Origin of the sequence: Bacillus sp. MUM 116 (genome assembly GCF_001866655.1) — a bacterium.
In the GTDB taxonomy this organism is placed as follows: Bacteria; Bacillota; Bacilli; order Bacillales; family Cytobacillaceae; genus Neobacillus.
On sequence record NZ_MLYR01000043.1, the window covers coordinates 26,284 to 43,053 of the forward strand.

Consider the following 16,770-nt stretch of genomic DNA (forward strand, 5'->3'; position numbering starts at 1 on the left):
AACATTGTCTATTATACATAAAACATAAAGCAAACGCAACATTTATCACGATTTTCTTTTATGTTTCTTGTGCTTAGCACACTTTTATTATTATAACGGCACCTATAGTCAATTTCAATAGTAAACTTCAATCTCCATTAATATCCTAAATTTAATCGGGGCTAGATTATAAAAGTTTAAAAATTCGTGAAATAAAACAATACATATTTATATAGAAGAAACTCGTTTTATCGATTAGGCTTAGTTAAATAGTCATTTTGAAATCATAAATATTTTGTTTAGAGTGAATCGCCTGGAGCGCAATTCAACTGGTTATTCAAAAAGCAAACAATAAAGAAAGCAGATGGATCGTCACCCATCTGCTTTTTTTATTGTTTTATTACGCTTGAATTGAAGTAATAGTACCAGATCCTACAGTACGTCCGCCTTCACGGATAGAGAATTTAGTTCCTTCTTCAATCGCAACTGGAGCGATAAGCTCAACAGTCATTTCGATGTGGTCGCCAGGCATAACCATTTCTGTTCCTTCTGGAAGATTACAAATACCAGTAATATCAGAAGTACGGAAATAGAATTGTGGACGGTAGTTTGTGAAAAATGGAGTATGACGTCCACCTTCTTCTTTTGTTAATACGTAAACTTGAGCTAAGAATTTAGTGTGTGGTGTAATTGACTTAGGTTTAGCCAATACTTGTCCACGTTCGATATCTTCACGTGCTACACCACGAAGAAGAGCACCAATGTTGTCTCCTGCTTCTGCAAAATCAAGAAGTTTACGGAACATTTCTACACCTGTTACAGTAGTAGATTTTGGTTCTTCAGTGAAACCAACGACTTCAACTACATCACCAACTTTTACTACACCACGCTCAACACGTCCTGTAGCAACAGTACCACGACCAGTGATTGAGAATACATCCTCAACAGGCATCATGAATGGCTTATCAGTATCACGAGTTGGAGTTGGGATAAACTCATCAACAGCGCTCATAAGTTCAAAGATTTTTTCTTCCCATGCAGCATCGCCTTCTAATGCTTTAAGAGCAGAACCTTTGATAACTGGAGTGTCATCGCCAGGGAAATCGTATTCAGAAAGAAGGTCACGAATTTCCATTTCTACTAATTCAAGAAGTTCTTCATCGTCAACCATGTCACATTTGTTCATGAATACAACAAGGTAAGGAACACCTACTTGACGAGAAAGAAGAATGTGTTCACGAGTTTGTGGCATTGGACCATCAGTTGCAGATACAACTAGGATACCGCCGTCCATTTGCGCAGCACCAGTGATCATGTTTTTAACATAGTCAGCGTGTCCTGGGCAGTCAACGTGTGCATAGTGACGATTATCAGTTTCATACTCAACGTGCGCTGTAGAGATTGTGATACCACGCTCTCTTTCTTCAGGAGCACCATCAATTTGATCATATGCACGTGCTTCTGCTTTACCGGATTTAGCAAGTACAGAAGTGATTGCAGCTGTTAAAGTAGTTTTACCATGGTCAACGTGACCAATTGTACCAATGTTAACGTGTGGTTTTGAGCGGTCGAATTTAGCTTTACCCATTAGGAAATCCTCCTCTAAATTATAAAATATAAGTATATTTTTTGGAAACCGCAAGGTGGTTGTCCCAATCTTACAGTTTCCTTGCTTACATTAGTAGTTATACTTTAAAGATAAGTGAAAATCAATTACTCACCTTTATTTTTTTTGATGATTTCTTCAGATACTGATTTTGGTACTTCTTCATAGTGATCAAAGTGCATAGAGAATACTCCACGACCTTGTGTACTAGAACGAAGTGCTGTTGCGTATCCGAACATTTCAGAAAGCGGAACCATCGCGCGAACAACTTGTGCGTTACCACGAGCTTCCATACCCTCAACACGACCACGACGAGCAGTGATTTGACCCATGATATCCCCTAAATATTCTTCAGGGATAACAACTTCAACCCTCATCATAGGTTCAAGGATAACTGGGCTACATTTAGATGCAGCATTTTTAAGTGCCATAGATGCAGCAATTTTAAAGGCCATTTCAGATGAGTCAACATCATGGTAAGAACCATCGAATAATCTTGCTTTAATATCAACTAATGGATATCCAGCAAGAACACCACGATTTAAAGCATCTTCAAGTCCAGCTTGAACTGGAGCGATGTATTCACGAGGAACAACACCACCGACAATACCGTTTTCAAATTCGAATCCTTTTCCTTCTTCGTTAGGTGAGAATTCGATCCAAACGTGACCGTATTGTCCACGACCACCAGATTGACGAGCGAATTTACCTTCAACTTGTGCAGAAGCACGGAAAGTTTCACGATAGGCAACCTGAGGAGCTCCTACATTTGCTTCAACCTTAAATTCACGACGCATACGGTCAACTAGAATATCAAGGTGAAGTTCACCCATACCCGCTATGATAACCTGGCCAGTCTCCTGGTCAGTATGTGCACGGAAAGTTGGGTCTTCTTCTTGAAGCTTTTGTAGTGCAGTAGTCATCTTGTCTTGGTCTGCTTTTGATTTTGGCTCTACTGAAAGTTGAATTACCGGTTCTGGGAAATTCATTGACTCTAGGATCACAGGGTTTTTATCATCACATAGAGTATCACCAGTTGTGGTATCTTTCAGACCTACTGCTGCAGCAATGTCACCGGCATAAACTTTAGAAATTTCTTGACGGCTGTTTGCATGCATTTGCAGGATACGTCCTACACGTTCACGCTTACCTTTAGTAGAGTTTTGGACATATGATCCAGACTCTAACATACCAGAGTAAACACGGAAGAATGTTAATTTACCAACATAAGGGTCAGTCATAACTTTAAATGCAAGAGCAGAGAATGGCTCTTCATCACTAGAGTGACGTTCAATGACTTCTTCTTCATCATCAATTGCATGACCTTTAATTGCAGGTACATCTAACGGTGATGGAAGGTAGTCAATAACAGCATCTAACATCAGCTGGACACCTTTGTTTTTGAAAGCTGATCCACAGATTACAGGATAGAATTCAACATTAACGGTACCTTTACGAATTCCAGCTTTAAGCTCTTCTTTGGTGATTTCTTCGCCACCAAGGTATTTTTCCATTAATTCTTCATCTAGTTCTGCTACAGCTTCTACTAATTTTTCACGGTATTCTTCAGCTTGTGCACGGTATTCTTCAGGAATTTCACGCACTTCAATGTCAGTACCTAAGTCATTACCGTAGAATACAGCATTCATTTCCACTAGGTCAATGATTGCTTCAAACTGATCTTCAGCACCGATTGGTAACTGAATTGGATGTGCATTCGCTTGTAAGCGATCATGGATTGTTCCTACAGAATATAGGAAGTCAGCACCAATTTTGTCCATCTTATTTACGAATACAACACGTGGTACTCCGTAAGTTGTTGCTTGACGCCAAACTGTTTCAGTTTGCGGTTCAACACCTGATTGTGCATCAAGGACGGCTACTGCACCATCAAGAACACGAAGGGAACGTTCAACTTCTACTGTGAAGTCTACGTGTCCTGGTGTGTCGATGATGTTTACACGGTGGCCTTTCCATTGTGCTGTTGTGGCAGCGGAAGTGATAGTGATTCCGCGCTCCTGTTCTTGCTCCATCCAGTCCATCTGAGATGCACCTTCGTGTGTTTCACCGATTTTATGAATCTTACCAGTGTAGTAAAGTACACGCTCAGTGGTGGTTGTTTTACCGGCATCGATGTGAGCCATGATGCCGATATTGCGAGTGTTTTCTAAGGAGAACTCTCTTGCCATTGGGTCTTTCTCCTTCCTAGTATGAAAGTTTTTATATTGAAGGTTAAATTACCAACGATAGTGAGCAAACGCTTTGTTTGCTTCTGCCATTTTGTGTGTATCTTCACGTTTCTTAACAGATGCGCCAGAGTTGTTAGCTGCATCCATGATTTCGTTAGCTAAACGCTCTTCCATCGTTTTTTCACCGCGAAGACGTGAATAGTTAACTAACCAACGAAGACCTAAAGTAGTACGGCGATCAGGGCGCACCTCAACTGGAACTTGGTAGTTCGCACCACCTACACGGCGTGCTCTTACTTCAAGTACAGGCATGATGTTTTTCATAGCTGCATCGAAAATTTCCATTGGTTCCTTACCAGTGCGTTCACGAATCGTATCAAACGCAGAGTAAAGAATTTCTTGGGATTTACCTCTTTTACCGTCAACCATCATTTTGTTGATTAGACGAGTAACTAATTTTGAATTGTAAAGTGGATCTGGTAACACATCTCTTTTTGCTACAGGACCTTTACGTGGCATATTATTTCCTCCTTTCGAGAAAGCTGTTATTTAAAGTGATTATTTTTTAGCTGCTTTTGGTCTCTTAGTACCATATTTAGAACGTCCTTGCATGCGGTTGTTTACACCAGCAGTATCAAGTGCTCCACGTACGATGTGGTAACGTACCCCTGGTAAGTCTTTTACACGTCCTCCACGGATAAGAACAACACTGTGCTCTTGAAGGTTGTGACCAATACCAGGAATGTATGCAGTCACCTCAATACCGTTTGTTAAGCGTACACGAGCATATTTACGTAACGCTGAGTTCGGTTTCTTTGGAGTCATTGTACCAACACGAGTACATACTCCGCGTTTTTGTGGTGAAGATACATTTGTTTGAGATTTCTTGAAGCTGTTGTAACCTTTGTTTAGCGCAGGAGATTTTGACTTCTCAGTAGTAGCCTGACGTGGCTTGCGCACTAATTGATTAATAGTAGGCATGTTATGTTTCCTCCCTTCATTATTTGTAAGCCCACACATCCAGGTGGTTCATTTTTTTGCAAAAACAAAGTTTTTGCAGACTTCTCTATCTACAAAAACAGTTTTTAACGGATAATCGCAACAGTTGAGGCTCCGACATCAACCCTGCATGCTTTCCCCAGCTTTTTTGCCGAATCAACATAAAGGATTGGTACGTTCATTTGCAAGGCTTGATTAATCACAGATTCCGTCACCTTCGGATCAGCATCCTGTGCTATAACCAATTCTTGTACCTGACCGTTTTTAAGTGCCTTTGCTGTTTGTTTTGTTCCTATAATTACTTTGCTTGCCCGTAATACTTTTTCATAAGACATTTTCATATCCTCCAAAGTACTAGGTGAATAGGAGCACCTTTGATATATTAACATCTTTATAATTGGATGTCAACAAATCTTTAAAAAGTATTTTTCTTTAAAATGCGGTACCTGCTTTAAGGCAAGTACCGCGTTTACAACTTTGATTAATCAATTGTAACGGTTTCGTTAGACTCTGATTCAGCGAATACTGGCTCAGCCTTGCGATAACGCTGCATTCCTGTTCCAGCTGGAACAAGTTTACCAATGATAACATTCTCTTTAAGACCCAACAGTTCATCGCGTTTGCCTTTAATTGCAGCATCTGTAAGAACTCTTGTTGTTTCTTGGAATGATGCAGCGGACAAGAATGAATCTGTTTCAAGAGATGCCTTAGTAATACCAAGTAATACAGGTCGTCCTGTCGCAGGTAATTTACCTGCTAACAATGCCTTTTCATTGGCATCCGTAAACTGGTGGATATCGAGTAATGTGCCCGGTAGTACATCTGTTTCCCCAGCATCTACTACGCGAACCTTGCGAAGCATTTGACGAACCATTACTTCAACGTGTTTATCACCGATTTCTACCCCTTGCATACGGTAAACCTTTTGTACCTCACGCAATAGGTATTCTTGAACAGCGTTCACGTCTTTTACTTTAATTAACTCTTTAGGGTCGATTGAACCTTCGGTTAATTCTTGACCAAGTTTAACACGATCATCCACTGCTACCTTTAAGCGGGCAGTATACGGTGCATTGTAAGTACGTGATTCCACTTCACCTTGAACAACAATTTCATGCTGACGGTCGCGTCCCTCATTAATGCCAACAACAACACCATCAATTTCCGAAATGACGGCTACCCCTTTAGGGTTACGTGCTTCAAAAATCTCTTGAATACGCGGAAGACCCTGTGTGATATCGTCTCCGGCAACACCGCCTGTATGGAAGGTACGCATTGTTAACTGTGTACCCGGTTCACCAATGGATTGGGCAGCGATAATACCAACTGCTTCACCCACTTCCACTTCCTGACCAGTAGCCAAGTTACGGCCATAACACTTCTTACATACGCCATGGCGGGTATTACATGTAAATACGGAACGAATTTTTACTTCTTCAATTCCTGTACCGACAATGGTCTCTGCCAGATCTTCAGTAATCAGTCCGTTTTCAGGAACAAGAACTTCTTTCGTTTCCGGATGTTTAATTGGGTTGCGAGCATAAAGGCCAATTAGACGTTCTTCTAACGACTCAATGATTTCATTTCCGTCTTTTAATGCACGAATGAGCAATCCACGGTCCGTTCCGCAATCATCATCACGAACGATAACATCCTGCGCAACGTCGACAAGACGACGTGTTAAATAACCAGAGTCCGCTGTCTTAAGCGCCGTATCAGCAAGACCTTTACGGGCTCCGTGTGTCGAGATAAAGTATTCCAAAACTGTTAAACCTTCACGGAAACTTGATTTAATCGGTAACTCAATAATCCGTCCAGCCGGGTTGGCCATCAATCCGCGCATACCCGCAAGCTGTGTAAAGTTCGATGCGTTACCACGGGCTCCGGAGTCAGACATCATGAAGATTGGATTCGTTTTATTCAAGGATTTCATCAGTTTACCTTGAATCGTATCTTTAGACGCACTCCAAATCGCAATAACACGATCATAACGCTCATCTTCCGTAATTAAACCACGTCTAAATTGCTTCATAACATTATCAACTTTTTCCTGTGCTTCGTGAAGGATTTGCTGTTTCTCACCTAATACGACGATATCAGCTACACCAACCGTAATACCGGCTTTCGTTGAATGTTTAAATCCTAGATCCTTCATGCGGTCAAGCATTTTTGAGGTTTCGGTAATTTTGAAACGCTTGAATACTTCCGCAATGATATTTCCAAGAATTTTCTTTTTAAATGGATCGACAATAGGCATTTCTTTAATTCTTGCACGAACATCCTCGCCCTTAGCAACAAAGTACTTTTCAGGAGTTTTCACTTCTAAATTATCTCTTGTTGGTTCATTGATATACGGGAAAGATTTTGGCAGAATTTCATTGAAAATCAGTTTACCTACTGTTGTGATTAATAGCATATTATTTTGTTCTTCTGTAAAGGTTTCATTACCTAACGAACCGGCATAGACAGCCACACGAGTATGGTAATGAGCAAAGCCGTTTTGGTACGCAAGCAGTGCTTCATTCGTGTCTTTGAAGACCATACCTTCTCCTACAGTACCTTCTCTTTCAAGCGTTAGGTAATAGTTACCAAGCACCATATCCTGAGAAGGAGTTACAACAGGCTTACCGTCCTTTGGATTCAAAATGTTTTGTGCAGCAAGCATTAACAGTCTTGCTTCAGCTTGTGCTTCCGAAGAAAGCGGCACGTGAACGGCCATTTGGTCCCCGTCAAAGTCAGCGTTATAAGCTGTACATACAAGCGGGTGCAGACGAATGGCACGGCCCTCAACAAGGGTTGGCTCAAATGCCTGAATTCCAAGTCTGTGTAATGTCGGAGCGCGGTTTAATAAAACCGGATGCTCTTTAATTACATCTTCAAGGACATCCCAAACTTCAGGAGACACTCGTTCAATTTTCCGTTTTGCGGATTTAATGTTATGGGCCAAGCCTTTTTCAACAAGTTCTTTCATAACAAACGGCTTGAATAACTCAAGAGCCATTTCCTTTGGAAGACCGCATTGGAACATTTTCAAGTTAGGACCTACAACAATAACAGAACGTCCAGAATAGTCAACACGTTTTCCTAAAAGGTTTTGACGGAAACGTCCTTGTTTACCTTTTAGCATGTGAGAAAGTGACTTCAATGGACGGTTACCTGGTCCCGTTACAGGACGACCGCGACGGCCGTTATCGATAAGAGCATCTACTGCTTCCTGGAGCATACGCTTTTCGTTTTGAACGATAATGCTTGGTGCACCAAGGTCTAACAATCTCTTTAGGCGGTTATTTCGGTTAATAACACGGCGATATAAATCATTTAAATCAGAAGTTGCGAATCTTCCTCCGTCTAATTGAACCATTGGACGAAGTTCGGGAGGAATAACAGGAAGTACGTCAAGAACCATCCATGATGGCTCATTACCCGAACCACGGAAAGCTTCTAAAACTTCAAGGCGTTTGATCGCACGAGTTCGGCGTTGGCCTTGTGCTGTTTTTAATTCTTCCTTAAGGGTATCTACTTCTTTATTTAAATCGATGTCTGAAAGTAATTTCTTAATAGCTTCGGCACCCATGGATGCTTGAAACTTATTGCCAAACTTTTCACGGTATGCACGATATTCTTTTTCAGATAAAAGCTGCTTTTTATCAAGAGCTGTATCTCCTGATTCCGTTACAACATAAGAGGCAAAGTAAATAACTTCCTCCAACGCCCTTGGTGACATGTCTAACACAAGTCCCATTCGGCTTGGAATACCTTTAAAATACCAGATATGTGAAACAGGTGCTGCAAGTTCAATATGGCCCATTCTTTCACGGCGTACCTTTGCACGAGTTACTTCAACGCCACATCGGTCACAAACTACACCTTTATAACGGACACGCTTATACTTCCCGCAATGACATTCCCAGTCCTTTGTAGGACCAAAAATGCGCTCACAGAACAAGCCATCTTTTTCAGGCTTCAACGTACGATAGTTAATGGTTTCAGGTTTCTTCACTTCTCCGAATGACCATGAGCGGATTTTATCCGGTGAAGCCAGACCAATTTTCATGTACTCAAAATTATTAACGTCAAGCATAGGGTCTACCTCCCTTTTGATCTCCAGGTTTTACCCATTTTGCACTAAGAAAAGCTAAAAGCGCAATAGGAACAAGTACAACTTGTTCCTATGAAGCATTTTTTAATGCTCGGTACGCTTAGCTAAAAATTACTCTTTTGAACCCACTTTTTCAGACTCAAGGTTCTGGGCTTCAGGAACTATATTTAATGTATCGACCTGTTGTAATTCGTCTTCGTCTTCCATATCACGCATTTCAATTTCTTCTTCATCACCGGAGAGGATTTTCACATCCATACCAAGACTTTGAAGTTCTTTAATTAAAACCTTGAATGATTCTGGAACGCCCGGTTCCGGAACATTTTCACCTTTAACGATTGCTTCATATGTTTTCACACGACCAACAACGTCGTCTGATTTAACAGTCAGAATTTCTTGAAGTGTATAAGCGGCACCATAGGCTTCAAGCGCCCAAACCTCCATCTCACCGAAACGCTGTCCGCCAAATTGCGCTTTACCGCCAAGTGGCTGCTGAGTAACAAGTGAGTATGGTCCTGTTGAACGGGCATGCAATTTATCGTCAACCATGTGGGCAAGTTTAATCATATACATGACACCAACTGAAACCCGGTTGTCAAATGGTTCACCTGAACGACCATCGTAAAGAACAGTTTTCGCATCCCGTGCCATTCCTGCCTCTTCAATCGTTGACCATACATCCTCTTCACGCGCTCCGTCAAATACTGGAGTTGCAACATGAATACCTAAATATCTGGCAGCCATTCCCAAATGAAGTTCAAGCACCTGCCCGATGTTCATACGAGATGGTACCCCTAATGGGTTTAACATGATATCAACCGGTGTGCCATCCGGTAAATAAGGCATATCTTCTTCAGGTAAAATCCTTGAGATAACACCTTTATTTCCATGGCGCCCTGCCATTTTATCACCTTGGTGAATCTTACGCTTCTGAACGATATATACACGGACAAGCTGATTTACTCCTGGAGGAAGTTCATCGCCGTCTTCACGATTGAATACTTTAACGTCATGGACGATTCCGCCGCCGCCATGTGGTACCCGTAAGGAAGTATCACGGACTTCGCGGGCCTTCTCACCGAAAATCGCATGTAAAAGACGTTCCTCAGCAGTTAGTTCAGTAACCCCTTTTGGTGTAACTTTACCAACAAGAAGATCTCCATCTTTTACTTCTGCACCCGTACGGATAATACCGCGCTCATCCAAATTACGAAGGGCATCTTCCCCAACGTTTGGAATATCACGGGTAATTTCCTCTGGTCCAAGCTTTGTATCACGAGATTCGGATTCATACTCTTCAATATGAATTGATGTATATACGTCATCTTTAACAAGACGTTCACTCATGATAATCGCATCTTCATAGTTATAACCGTCCCATGTCATGAACGCAACAAGAACGTTACGTCCAAGAGCTAATTCTCCTAACTCCATTGAAGGACCGTCAGCGAGAATTTCTCCTTTTTTCACACGGTTACCTACTGCAACAATTGGACGTTGGTTGTAGCATGTACCTTGGTTGGAACGGATGAACTTTAAGAGTCGATATTTTTTAAGATCGCCTTTTACCTCTTGGCCATCTACTTCTTTTAATTCACGAACCCAAACTTCGCGGGCTTCGACATGTTCGACAATTCCATCCTGCTTACAAATAACCGCTGCACCTGAGTCTTTACCTGATACATATTCCATACCAGTTCCAACACGAGGAGCTTCCGGCTGCATCAAAGGTACTGCTTGACGCTGCATGTTCGCACCCATTAAGGCACGGTTGGAGTCGTCATTTTCAAGGAACGGAATACATGCTGTCGCCGCAGACACAACCTGCTTTGGTGATACATCCATATAATCAATACGGTCACGGTTTACCACCGTGTTTTCACCGCGGAAACGAGCTACGATATCCGTATCAAGGAAGGCACCGTCTTCACCTAAACGTGAATTTGCCTGTGCAACTACATAGTTATCTTCTTCATCTGCCGTTAGATAATCAATTCGGCTTGTTACCTTACCTGTATCAGGATCGACACGACGATAAGGTGTTTCAATAAAGCCAAAACGATTTACTTTTGCATAAGATGATAAAGAGTTGATCAAACCAATGTTTGGACCCTCTGGTGTTTCGATTGGACACATACGACCATAGTGGGAATAGTGAACGTCACGAACTTCCATGCCGGCACGCTCACGTGTTAATCCTCCTGGTCCTAACGCTGATAAACGGCGTTTATGAGTTAATTCTGCAAGCGGGTTTGTTTGGTCCATGAATTGCGATAATTGCGAGCTTCCAAAGAACTCTTTAATCGATGCAATAACAGGACGAATATTAATGAGTTGCTGTGGTGTAATTGTTGCCGTATCTTGAATGGACATTCTCTCGCGTACAACGCGCTCCATCCGGGATAAACCAATACGGAATTGGTTTTGCAATAACTCACCAACAGAACGAAGACGTCTGTTCCCTAAATGGTCAATATCATCTGTATCTCCTACACCATGCAGCAAATTAAAGAAATAGCTAATGGAAGCAATGATATCTGCTGGAGTAATATTTTTAATTGGTTCAGCCACATACGCATTACCCAATACATTGATGACTTTTTCATTTTCGTCATTAGGGGCATAAATTTTGATTCCTTGAAGAATGATGTCATCTTCCACAACGCCGCCTGTTGGATTATAGCTATTAAAATTAATATTTTTTTCGAGCGCAGGAATAATCCGATCAAGATTTCTACGGTCAAGTAATGTTCCTTTTTCTGTGATAATTTCACCAGTTTCAGGATCCACAAGGGATTCTGCTAAACGTTGATTAAATAAGCGATTTTTAATATGAAGCTTTTTATTGATCTTGTAGCGACCAACATTAGCAAGATCATATCGCTTAGGGTCAAAGAACCGGGAAACTAATAAGCTTTTTGCATTATCAACTGTCGGCGGTTCACCTGGACGAAGACGTTCGTAAATTTCCAAAAGGGCTTTATCAACACCCTCGGTATTGTCTTTCTCCAGCGTATTGCGTATATACTCGTTGTCCCCAATCAGTTCAATGATTTCTTGATCAGAGCCAAAGCCAAGTGCACGCAAAAGAACCGTAACGGGCAGTTTCCGAGTACGATCTATTCTGACATATACGACATCTTTGGCATCTGTTTCATACTCGAGCCAAGCGCCGCGGTTCGGAATTACAGTGGCTGTAAATCCTTTTTTTCCGTTCTTATCAACTTTCCCGCTGAAATATACGCTCGGTGAACGTACTAATTGAGAAACGATAACACGTTCAGCACCGTTGATAACAAACGTTCCTGTTTCAGTCATGAGCGGGAAATCACCCATAAAAACATCTTGGTCCTTTACTTCACCTGTTTCTTTGTTAACAAGACGTACTTTTACACGTAAAGGCGCTGAATATGTAACGTCCCGTTCTTTTGACTCTTCAACAGAATACTTTGGATCGCCAAGGCTGTAATCAATAAATTCTAGTGATAGGTTACCAGTAAAGTCTTCAATTGGTGAAATATCCTGGAACATTTCACGCAATCCCTCATCAAGAAACCATTGATATGAAGAGGTTTGGATTTCAATAAGATTTGGTAATTCTAAAACTTCACTGATTCGCGCGTAACTCCTCCGCTTCCGGTGTCGTCCATACTGAACTAGTTGACCTGTCAACTGATTCACCCCTCAAATCAAGCGTTATAATAAAATGTATTAACGTCTTTAAGAAGAAATAAATTCCCTCTTGTAAGACAAAAAGAAAAAGGGTTTTTCATAAAAACCACATTTTCACATTTTGACTATTATTTTGTCATCATTTCCGACTTTATCCATTTTTATACAATGTTTTTAATTGTTTTCAGGAATAATTCGGAAAATATTATGATGGCATTTTATAATGCTAACATAGCGTCCAATTAGAGTCAACTATTTTTTAGCCTTTATGACAAAATAACCTTTTGACTTATTAATCGTTTCTACCTCGGCAAATAGTTCCTTCAATTTTTCAATTGTCGATGGCGCTCCTTGTTTCTTTTGAATAACGATCCAAAGTTCACCGCCAGCAGCAAGGTGTTCATGGCTTTGTTCAAAAATATCATGGACAATTTTTTTGCCAGCCCGAATCGGCGGATTGGTTAAAACAGCCGCAAAATTGTTTACCTTAACCGCTGTTAACCGGTCGCTTTCATAAATTTCAACATTTTGAAGCTGATTAAGCACTGCATTTTCTTTAGCAAGTTCAATTGCCCGCGCATTTACATCCACCATATGAACTATTTTTTCAGGGTAACTCTGTGCCAGAGATAAACCAATGGGTCCGTAACCACAGCCCACATCTAAAATAAATCCTTCAACATCGGGTAATTCAAATGCTTCAATTAATAAACGCGAACCAAAGTCTACTTCCCGTTTAGAAAAAACACCATTATCTGTTTTAAAACGAAAAAGATGCTTCCTTAAGGTATAATCCCAATACTTCGGATCACTTTCAACTTTTTGGGAACGAGAATAGTAGTGTTCTGTCAAAAAATCAACTCCCTGGAGAATGATATTGAAGAAAGGCGAGGATTTTTAATAAGCCAAAAAAAGCCCGCTTAAACAGCGAGCTTTTTTATAGTAAAATTACTTAACTTCAACGTTCGCTCCAACTTCATCAAGCTTAGCTTTGATTTGTTCAGCTTCTTCTTTAGATACGCCTTCTTTAAGAGGCTTTGGAGTGTTATCAACAAGGTCTTTTGCTTCTTTAAGACCAAGACCAGTGATTTCACGAACAACCTTGATAACTTTGATTTTTTGATCTCCTGCGCCAGCAAGGATTACATCAAACTCAGTTTGTTCTTCAGCAGCAGCAGCACCAGCACCGCCAACTACAGCTACAGGAGCAGCAGCAGTTACGCCGAATTCTTCTTCGATTGCTTTTACTAGATCGTTTAGTTCTAAAACAGTCATAGATTTAACTGCTTCAATGATTTGTTCTTTAGTCATTTTAAATTTCCTCCTTAGTGTTCATTCGATTTATTAGTAACGCATTTAGATTAACTTACGCGCCTTGTTCTTCTTTTTGATCTGCAACTGCTTTTGCTGCAAGAGCAAGATTGCGGATTGGAGCTTGTAGTACTGAAAGTAGCATAGAAAGTAAACCTTCGCGTGAAGGAAGTTCAGCAAGAGCTTTAACATCTTCAACCGAAGCGACGTTACCTTCGATTACACCTGCTTTAATTTCAAGAGCCTCATGTTTTTTCGCAAAATCATTAAGGATTTTAGCAGGAGCTACAACATCTTCGGTACTGAACGCAATTGCGTTTGGACCTGTTAGAGCTTCGTTTAAACCTGAAAGTTCAACAGCATCAGCCGCACGGCGAGTCATTGAGTTTTTGTAAACTTTGAAATCGACACCAGCTTCGCGAAGTTGCTTACGAAGTTCAGTCACTTCAGCAACAGTAAGACCACGGTAGTCAACAACAATCGTAGATTTGCTGGCTTTTAATTTATCAGCGATTTCATCAACGATTAATTTCTTTGATTCGATTGCACTGCTCATCTTTACACCTCCTGTAGTTATCTACATTTATACCAGGCAGATAAAAAACCTCCATATCAAACAAAGACATGGAGGCAGCATAAAGCTGAAGCGTTTCAGCCAATTTATCGCATTACCTCGGCAGGATAATTAAGCCCAAGAGCCCCTGCTGTCTACAGTACAAATGTTTTTATTTTAAACAACAAAATATATTATATATAACTAATAATAGTTTGTCAACAAAAATTATTTTGTAGCAACTGAAGATGGATCTACCTTCACACCAGGTCCCATTGTTGAAGTAACAGTTACGTTCTTCATGTAAGTACCTTTTGCAGCAGAAGGCTTAACTTTTAGCAAGGTATCGAAAATCGTTTTGAAGTTTTCAACAAGTTTTTCATCTTCAAAAGATGCTTTGCCGATTGGCACGTGGATGTTACCAGCTTTATCAACACGGTATTCCACTTTACCTGCTTTGATTTCATTGATTGCTCTTGTTACGTCAAATGTAACAGTACCAGTTTTAGGGTTTGGCATTAAACCTTTTGGTCCTAATACACGACCAAGTTTACCAACTTCACCCATCATATCTGGAGTAGCAACGATTACATCAAACTCAAACCAACCTTGTTGGATTTTATTAATGTATTCTGTATCGCCAACATAATCAGCACCAGCAGCTTCAGCTTCTTTCACTTTTTCACCCTTCGCGAATACTAAAACGCGTTGAGTTTTACCAGTACCGTTTGGCAGTACAACTGCACCACGGATTTGTTGGTCCGCTTTCTTAGGGTCTACACCTAGACGGAAAGCAACTTCAAGAGTCGCATCGAATTTTGCAAAGTTTGTTTTCTTTGCAAGTTCAATTGCTTCAGCAATTGGATATGCTTTTGTACGATCTACAAGCTTCACAGCATCTAGATATTTTTTACCTTTTTTAGCCATTTGTTTTTCCTCCTAAAATGTGGTTTTAGCGAATAATTCTCCCACGAAAAAGGTTGCGAGTATTTTAGAACTTCGCAACCCTTCATTTCATCAAACAGTTTTACATGGATTAATCTTCGATAACGATTCCCATGCTGCGTGCAGTACCTTCAACCATGCGCATTGCTGCTTCAACGCTAGCTGCGTTAAGGTCAGGCATTTTCTGTTCCGCAATCTCGCGCACTGTGTTGCGCTTAACTGTTGCTACTTTATTACGGTTAGGTTCACCAGAACCTGACTGGATTCCAGCTGCTACTTTTAAAAGAACGGCAGCAGGAGGAGTTTTCGTAATAAATGTAAATGAACGGTCTTCAAACACCGTGATTTCAACAGGAATAATTAAACCAGCTTGATCAGCTGTACGAGCGTTAAATTCCTTACAGAATCCCATGATATTAACACCAGCTTGACCTAGTGCAGGACCAACCGGCGGCGCAGGATTTGCTTTACCAGCAGGGATTTGCAATTTAACAACTTTAATTACTTTTTTAGCCACGAGACACACCTCCTTAAAGTCCGTGATGTGGTAATAGGGTTTTCACCCTCCCACTCAAGGCATCTGTCTTTATATAAAGATAAAGAACTTGACAAAGTCTTGTCTCAAAGTTCGAGACATACTGACCTATGAAATATTAACATTTTTTAAAGTTGATTTCAAGTTTTTTTACAATATCGACTTTATTTTTCTTTTTATAGTTTGTCAATTTGTGTGAAATCAAGTTCAACCGGAGTATCGCGGCCGAACATATTGACTAATACTTTAAGTTTAGCTTTATCTTTATCCATCTCTTCAACTGTACCGGTAAAGTTGGCAAATGGGCCTTCTTTCACACGCACTGTTTCGCCGATTTCAAAGTCCACATCTAAACGTTTTTCTTCTACTCCCATGCGTTTCAATAGTACGGCCACCTCTTCCGGTAGAAGCGGAGTTGGCTTTGAACCTGAACCGGCGGAGCCGACGAAACCAGTTACTCCAGGAGTATTCCGGACCACATACCAAGAATCATCCGTCATAACAATTTCAACTAAAACATAGCCAGGGAAAACTTTTCGTTTTACCACTTTCTTTTTACCATTTTTGATTTCCGTTTCTTCTTCCTCAGGAACTACGACCCGGAAAATTTTATCAGCCATCCCCATTGATTCAACGCGTTTTTCTAGGTTAGCTTTTACTTTATTTTCATAACCTGAGTAAGTATGAACAACATACCAATTCTTTTCCATATAAAAGGACTAGTGTCCGTCCCTCCCTGTATTTTTTTAAGAAAATCGCAAGCGCCTTGGTCAGCCCCGACAATTGCTTGCTGGCCATACGGTGAATTCGGTTTTTGACTTCATCGTCTGGACCGAAGCGACCTAGGAAAAAAGCAGTTCATTTTTTCCCTCGAGGGGCTAG

The 16,770-nt window shown here is 40.8% G+C and carries 13 protein-coding genes and 1 other annotated feature; all 13 genes read right to left on the minus strand.

Going from position 1 to position 16,770, the window contains the following annotated elements:
* Positions 1-379: 379 nt before the first annotated feature.
* The 13 genes from tuf to nusG all read right to left on the minus strand — a co-directional run bounded on the left by tuf (position 380) and on the right by nusG (position 16,598).
* Positions 380-1,567 (minus strand): elongation factor Tu, encoded by a 1,188-nt coding sequence (tuf, locus tag BIV60_RS11835; RefSeq protein ID WP_071355939.1) that lies wholly within the window; start codon positions 1,565-1,567, stop codon positions 380-382.
* A gap of 125 nt (positions 1,568-1,692) precedes the next feature.
* Positions 1,693-3,774 carry an elongation factor G gene (fusA, locus tag BIV60_RS11840; RefSeq protein WP_071355940.1) on the minus strand — a complete coding sequence of 694 codons (2,082 nt, stop codon included), beginning with the start codon at positions 3,772-3,774 and terminating at the stop codon, positions 1,693-1,695.
* 48 nt (positions 3,775-3,822) lie between these two features.
* Positions 3,823-4,293 (minus strand): 30S ribosomal protein S7, encoded by a 471-nt coding sequence (gene rpsG / locus BIV60_RS11845; protein ID WP_071355941.1) that lies wholly within the window; start codon positions 4,291-4,293, stop codon positions 3,823-3,825.
* Positions 4,294-4,332: 39 nt separating this feature from the next.
* Complete coding sequence (rpsL, locus tag BIV60_RS11850) at positions 4,333-4,755, minus strand: 30S ribosomal protein S12 (protein ID WP_071355942.1); 423 nt, start codon at positions 4,753-4,755, stop codon at positions 4,333-4,335.
* Positions 4,756-4,859: 104 nt separating this feature from the next.
* A complete protein-coding gene (locus BIV60_RS11855) occupies positions 4,860-5,108 on the minus strand; it encodes a 50S ribosomal protein L7ae-like protein (RefSeq protein WP_071355943.1) in 249 nt (82 codons plus the stop codon).
* 146 nt (positions 5,109-5,254) lie between these two features.
* Entirely contained in the window at positions 5,255-8,854 is a 3,600-nt protein-coding gene (gene rpoC, locus BIV60_RS11860; RefSeq protein ID WP_071355944.1) for a DNA-directed RNA polymerase subunit beta', read from the minus strand.
* A gap of 129 nt (positions 8,855-8,983) precedes the next feature.
* Positions 8,984-12,544, minus strand: a complete 3,561-nt coding sequence (gene rpoB / locus BIV60_RS11865) for a DNA-directed RNA polymerase subunit beta (RefSeq protein WP_071355945.1) — start codon at positions 12,542-12,544, stop codon at positions 8,984-8,986.
* A gap of 252 nt (positions 12,545-12,796) precedes the next feature.
* On the minus strand, positions 12,797-13,396 hold the full coding sequence (locus BIV60_RS11870; protein WP_071355946.1) for a class I SAM-dependent methyltransferase: 600 nt from the start codon (positions 13,394-13,396) through the stop codon (positions 12,797-12,799).
* 96 nt (positions 13,397-13,492) lie between these two features.
* Positions 13,493-13,855, minus strand: a complete 363-nt coding sequence (gene rplL / locus BIV60_RS11875) for a 50S ribosomal protein L7/L12 (protein ID WP_071355947.1) — start codon at positions 13,853-13,855, stop codon at positions 13,493-13,495.
* A gap of 55 nt (positions 13,856-13,910) precedes the next feature.
* Positions 13,911-14,411 (minus strand): 50S ribosomal protein L10, encoded by a 501-nt coding sequence (gene rplJ / locus BIV60_RS11880; protein ID WP_071355948.1) that lies wholly within the window; start codon positions 14,409-14,411, stop codon positions 13,911-13,913.
* 33 nt (positions 14,412-14,444) lie between these two features.
* Positions 14,445-14,587, minus strand: a sequence feature (ribosomal protein L10 leader region).
* A gap of 49 nt (positions 14,588-14,636) precedes the next feature.
* Complete coding sequence (gene rplA / locus BIV60_RS11885) at positions 14,637-15,335, minus strand: 50S ribosomal protein L1 (RefSeq protein ID WP_071355949.1); 699 nt, start codon at positions 15,333-15,335, stop codon at positions 14,637-14,639.
* Positions 15,336-15,444: 109 nt separating this feature from the next.
* Complete coding sequence (gene rplK / locus BIV60_RS11890) at positions 15,445-15,870, minus strand: 50S ribosomal protein L11 (protein ID WP_026565509.1); 426 nt, start codon at positions 15,868-15,870, stop codon at positions 15,445-15,447.
* Positions 15,871-16,064: 194 nt separating this feature from the next.
* A complete protein-coding gene (gene nusG, locus BIV60_RS11895; RefSeq protein ID WP_071355950.1) occupies positions 16,065-16,598 on the minus strand; it encodes a transcription termination/antitermination protein NusG in 534 nt (177 codons plus the stop codon).
* Between the last annotated feature and the right edge of the window lie 172 nt (positions 16,599-16,770).

Bases quoted from the DNA above. Each gene is read 5' to 3' on its own strand.
- rpsG (WP_071355941.1), bottom strand. From the start codon at position 4,293: ATGCCACGTAAAGGTCCTGTAGCAAAAAGAGATGTGTTACCAGATCCA.
- rplJ (WP_071355948.1), bottom strand. From the start codon at position 14,411: ATGAGCAGTGCAATCGAATCAAAGAAATTAATCGTTGATGAAATCGCT.
- rplA (WP_071355949.1), bottom strand. From the start codon at position 15,335: ATGGCTAAAAAAGGTAAAAAATATCTAGATGCTGTGAAGCTTGTAGAT.
- nusG (WP_071355950.1), bottom strand. From the start codon at position 16,598: ATGGAAAAGAATTGGTATGTTGTTCATACTTACTCAGGTTATGAAAAT.
- tuf (WP_071355939.1), bottom strand. From the start codon at position 1,567: ATGGGTAAAGCTAAATTCGACCGCTCAAAACCACACGTTAACATTGGT.
- BIV60_RS11855 (WP_071355943.1), bottom strand. From the start codon at position 5,108: ATGTCTTATGAAAAAGTATTACGGGCAAGCAAAGTAATTATAGGAACA.
- rpsL (WP_071355942.1), bottom strand. From the start codon at position 4,755: ATGCCTACTATTAATCAATTAGTGCGCAAGCCACGTCAGGCTACTACT.
- rplL (WP_071355947.1), bottom strand. From the start codon at position 13,855: ATGACTAAAGAACAAATCATTGAAGCAGTTAAATCTATGACTGTTTTA.
- rpoC (WP_071355944.1), bottom strand. From the start codon at position 8,854: ATGCTTGACGTTAATAATTTTGAGTACATGAAAATTGGTCTGGCTTCA.
- fusA (WP_071355940.1), bottom strand. From the start codon at position 3,774: ATGGCAAGAGAGTTCTCCTTAGAAAACACTCGCAATATCGGCATCATG.